The organism is Hydrogenivirga sp., assembly GCF_056450045.1.
This window is the reverse complement of record NZ_JBWONM010000087.1, coordinates 1-4,310: the sequence shown is the minus strand read 5'-3', so window position 1 is coordinate 4,310 and position 4,310 is coordinate 1. Positions and strand designations below refer to the sequence as shown.

Annotated in this window: 5 protein-coding genes and 1 pseudogene; 5 read left to right on the top strand and 1 reads right to left on the bottom strand. The window is 52.5% G+C overall.

The features are described 5' to 3' along the window. The first annotated feature begins 134 nt into the window (after window positions 1–134). From mazG to AC1HCM_RS03725, 5 genes are all read left to right on the top strand, one after another. Window positions 135–893, top strand: coding sequence for a nucleoside triphosphate pyrophosphohydrolase (gene mazG / locus AC1HCM_RS03745; RefSeq protein ID WP_479460439.1), 759 nt, complete (start codon window positions 135–137; stop codon window positions 891–893). Window positions 894–1,035: 142 nt separating this feature from the next. Then, window positions 1,036–1,377, top strand: a complete 342-nt coding sequence (locus AC1HCM_RS03740) for a DUF2173 family protein (RefSeq protein ID WP_479460438.1) — start codon at window positions 1,036–1,038, stop codon at window positions 1,375–1,377. A gap of 14 nt (window positions 1,378–1,391) precedes the next feature. After that, window positions 1,392–1,727, top strand: coding sequence for a DUF2173 family protein (locus AC1HCM_RS03735; RefSeq protein ID WP_479460437.1), 336 nt, complete (start codon window positions 1,392–1,394; stop codon window positions 1,725–1,727). 58 nt (window positions 1,728–1,785) lie between these two features. Next, on the top strand, window positions 1,786–2,172 hold the full coding sequence (locus AC1HCM_RS03730) for an SCP2 sterol-binding domain-containing protein (RefSeq protein WP_479460436.1): 387 nt from the start codon (window positions 1,786–1,788) through the stop codon (window positions 2,170–2,172). A 12-nt stretch (window positions 2,173–2,184) separates the two neighbouring features. Continuing rightward, complete coding sequence (locus tag AC1HCM_RS03725) at window positions 2,185–3,756, top strand: sigma 54-interacting transcriptional regulator (protein WP_479460435.1); 1,572 nt, start codon at window positions 2,185–2,187, stop codon at window positions 3,754–3,756. On the opposite strand, the pseudogene AC1HCM_RS03720 reads toward AC1HCM_RS03725, so the two are convergent. Beyond that, window positions 3,742–4,310 (bottom strand): annotated as a pseudogene (locus AC1HCM_RS03720) (epoxyqueuosine reductase QueH); the annotation flags it as partial. The gene AC1HCM_RS03725 and the pseudogene AC1HCM_RS03720 overlap by 15 nt on opposite strands.

Below are 4,310 nucleotides of genomic sequence, written 5' to 3'. Positions count from 1 at the left end.
CTTATGCACCTACTAAGGATGGCATTGTTCTTAAAGTCCTCCTGTCTGTTCTTGCTTTCAACCTCTACAGAGGTTTCACCTTGAGGTTATGGTCATGACTTGTAGGTAGCAACTCGGGTTAAAATATACCAACCATGAAGAAATACAGCTTTGAAGACCTCCTCAGGGTTATGGAAGAGCTGAGGAAGAAGTGCCCCTGGGACAGAGAGCAGACCCACGAGAGCCTGAAAAAGTACCTTATAGAGGAGTGCTACGAGGTCATAGATGCCATAGACTCGGGGGACGACGGGAAGCTAAAGGAAGAGCTGGGAGACCTCTTGCTCCAGCCCGTCTTTCATGCCCAGATAGCCAAGGAGAGAGGCGCCTTTGACATATATGACGTCATTGACGGGCTCGTCAGAAAGCTGATAGAAAGACACCCTCACGTTTTCGGAGACGCCAAACCCGAGGACGTCCTTAAAAACTGGGAGAAGAAGAAGATGGAAAAGAGGGAGAGCGTCCTTGAGGGAATTCCCCGCCACCTTCCAGCCCTTATGAGATCTCAGAAGCTTCAGGACAAGGCTTCACAGGTCGGCTTTGACTTCAGCGAAATATCTCAGGTCTTTGATAAGATTGAGGAGGAGATATCCGAGCTGAAAGAATCCCTTCAGGATGGAGATAAGGAGAACATAAAGCACGAGATCGGAGACATCCTCACCGCGGTGGTTGAGCTGGCGAGATTTCTAGGTGTTGATGCGGAGTCCGCCCTTCAAGAGGCGAACGAGCGCTTCATAAAGAGGTTCAGATACATAGAGGAGAGGGCAAAGGAGATGGGGAGGAGGCTTGAGGACATGAGCCTTGAGGAGATGGACAGGCTGTGGGAAGAGGGTAAGAGGAAGATGGAAAGGCAGTGATGCAACATTGTTGCAACATTGCAACACCCCGAGAAAACAATCTCCGGCATAAATATACAAGCACATCAATAACTTATAAAGTTACCCTCCTTTGGCACGCCGGTTGCATAAAGAGAGTTGAAAACCTGAAGGAGGTGGAGTAATGGCTACGCTGAGCAAGCTAAAGGAGCTTATGTCCATCCCCGGAGCCGTTGCAGCCGGAGAGTTTTCAGACGACGGCAGGCTCTTAGCCTACTACGGCGACATTGATGAGAAGTCCGCCGAGATAGCCGCGATGATGTGCGCGGCTAACAAGCTCATGGGGAACATGCAGGCTAAGGGCTGGAGCGCCTACACGGGTCAGGGCGGCTTCTACCCCGTTGTGGGCTTTGCGGTTGCAGGGGGTAAGTACGCTGCCTGCATAATGGGCAACGTAGGTGTCTTCGTTGAAATGGACAAGGCTGACTTTGACAAGACCTTTGAGACTCTTTCCAAATACATCTGAAAGGAGGTGGTGCCATGGCGAATCTTGACAGGCTAATGCAGATCAAAGGTGTCTGGGCTGCGGGAGAGTTCTCCGACGATGGGAAGCTCGTAGCTTACAAAGGGGATATAAGCGAAGAGCAGGCTGCTATGGCTGCCGAGATGTGTGCTGCCAACAACGCGATGGCTCGTATGCAGTGCGACGGCTACACAGCCTTCTCCGGTCAGGAGTGGACTCCCCTCCACGGCTGGGCTCTTACAGGTCCCAAGTACTCGGTTTGCGTGATGGGGAACGTGGGTGTCTTCGTCAACAACGATGAGGTCTCCTTCAACGAGGTCTTTAAGGCTCTCAGGGAGGAAGCAGGAAGCTGACCCCACCTTACGGCTTTGCCTCCCCTCCCCTTTTTCTTTTTCTTCTTGGAGGTCTGATATGCACAGATTCCTTTCTGAGGATTGGATAAAGGCGTACGCCCAGGAGTGGAACAGGAACGAGAAGCTCAAGAACGACCTTAAAGGCTTCTCCGCATCCATAAAGTATTTTGTTGAAGGCAGAGAGGATGAGGCGGTCCATCTTATAGTTGAGAAAGGTATAGCCAAAGAAGCGGGAAAGGCAGACTCTCGCAAGTACGACTTTGAACTCTGGGCGTCTCCGGAAAACTGGAAGAAGCTCGCTACGGGAGAGATGGGTCCCAGAGCTGCTATGCTCACCAAGAGGCTGAAGTTCAAAGGCTCAATGATAACGGCGATGAAGTACATGGGTGCCTTCGAGGAGTCTCTAAGGATGATGGGCAGGATCACCACCAGCTGGGAGGATTAAATTTATAGTCCGATGGACTTCAGGAGCCTTGAGGGTCTCTTTGACGGCGTTCTCGTAATAAACAAGGATAGACGCATACTCTTCGCTAACAGGAAGGCTAAGCAGATACTCGGGAGGGAACTGAAGCCCGGCGACAGCTGCCGGGGGCTCTTTTCCATATGTAGCTCCTGCCCCATGGATCTCGTTGAGGATACGGAGGAGGGGGTTCAGGTATATGACGTCCTCGTGGAAGGCGGAAAGCACGTATGCCTGAGCATGACGCCCAGCTACGATGGGGAGGCTTTCACCGGCGTGATAGAGGTCTTCAGAGATGTGAGCAGGGTTATATACCACATGGAGGAGGTCAAGAGGCAGAAGGAGTTTGTGGAGGTAGTCCTGAACTCTATAGTTGAGGCGGTTCTGGTCTTTGATGAGGAGGGGAGGGTCATTGAGCACAACTCAATGGCTAAGAGGATACTCTGCAGAGAGCTTGAGAACATGAAGGGAAAGCCAATAGAGGAGCTGATAAACCTGTCCCTTGATGAGTTGCCGCCCGAAGGAGAAAGGGGCGATGTTTACATAGAAACCCCCTGCGGTAAGCAGAAGGCTTCCGTCCTGGTATCAAAGCTCAGACAGGGTAGCGGCTACGTTGTGTCCTTCTACGTTGTCCCCGAGCTATTCTCACCGGAGAGGGAGAGCTTCCAGATAGTCTCCAAGAGCCCGAGCTTTTCCGGAGTTCTTGAAAAGGTCAGATCGGTGGCTGACGTCAACGTAAACATACTCATAACGGGGGAAACGGGAACGGGGAAGAGCCTTATAGCCCGGTACATACACCTCCTATCCTCAAGGAGGGAACAGCCCTTTGTGAAGATAAACTGCGGAGCTATACCCGAGACACTCCTTGAGGCTGAGCTCTTTGGGTACAACAAGGGAGCCTTCACCGGAGCTTTGAAGGACAAGCCGGGAAAGGTGGAGATAGCGGACGGAGGAACCCTCTTCCTTGATGAGGTGGGAGACCTCCCAGCCCACCTTCAGGTTAAGCTCCTTTCCTTTTTGCAGGATAAGGAATTTGAGAGGATAGGGGACGTGAAGCCGAGGAAGGTTGATGTAAGGGTCATAGCGGCGACCAACAGGGACCTGAAGAAACTCGTCAAGGAAGGGAAGTTCAGGGAAGATCTCTACTACAGGCTCAACGTTGTGAGCATTGAACTACCTCCGCTGAGGGAGAGAAGGGAGGATATACCCCATCTCGTGAACTTCTTTATAGACAAGTTCTCCAAGGAATACGGCAGAAAGGTGAAGGGAATATCCCCCTCCGCTATGAAACTGCTCCTTGAGTACAGCTACCCGGGGAACGTGAGGGAGCTGGAGAACATAATAGAGAGTGCGGTCGTTGTCTGCAGGGGTTCAGTCATAAAGGAGGAGGACCTACCCGAAGAGATAAGAACTGCAAGCTTTAACCCTGCACCGAGGAGCTCCGACGAGGCGGATAGGATCAGGGAAGCTCTCAGACAGGCTGGAGGGAACAAGAGCCTCGCTGCCAAACTGCTGGGTGTTCACAGGACTACCCTCTGGAGGAAGATGAGGGAGTTAGGGATAGGGTAGGACCCTGCTCAGCCTCCTGCCGGTGAGCTCCTCAAAGTATCTCTGCCCCGGTCTTCCGAGTGAGTGGGCACCGAGGAGGAGAATACCCAAGGAGCCTTTTGCTATCTCTTCCCTCCTATCCTCTATGTAGGAGAGGATCTCCTCCTCCCCAATTCCTCTGCCGTCCTGCAGTGTATCGGCGGGGATACCTATCATCTCCTTAGCCTCTTCCCTTCCTATAAAGAGGACCCTTGAGGTCTGGTGCCTTATCTCCGTCCTGAGGCTCGCCTCAACCCTGCTTGAGAGGAGCCTGTCTTTGCAGTCACGGGGAACGTAAAAGGTCGGGTTTGTCGTCGGCGGTATCTCCTCAAGGGGAAGGTCCCTCAGCTCCTCAAGGAGGACCAACTTCACATACTGTTTGTTCAGATAAAGGGTATTCCCTTCAATTCTCTCAACGTCAGCCCTCACCTTTCCCCTTATGGGGGCTGAGAAGGGCTTCACTATGGAGGGGAGGGCTTCACCCCCGATCCATACTCCTCCCTCAAGCGGGAACCAGCCAAGAAAGGGGAACTCGT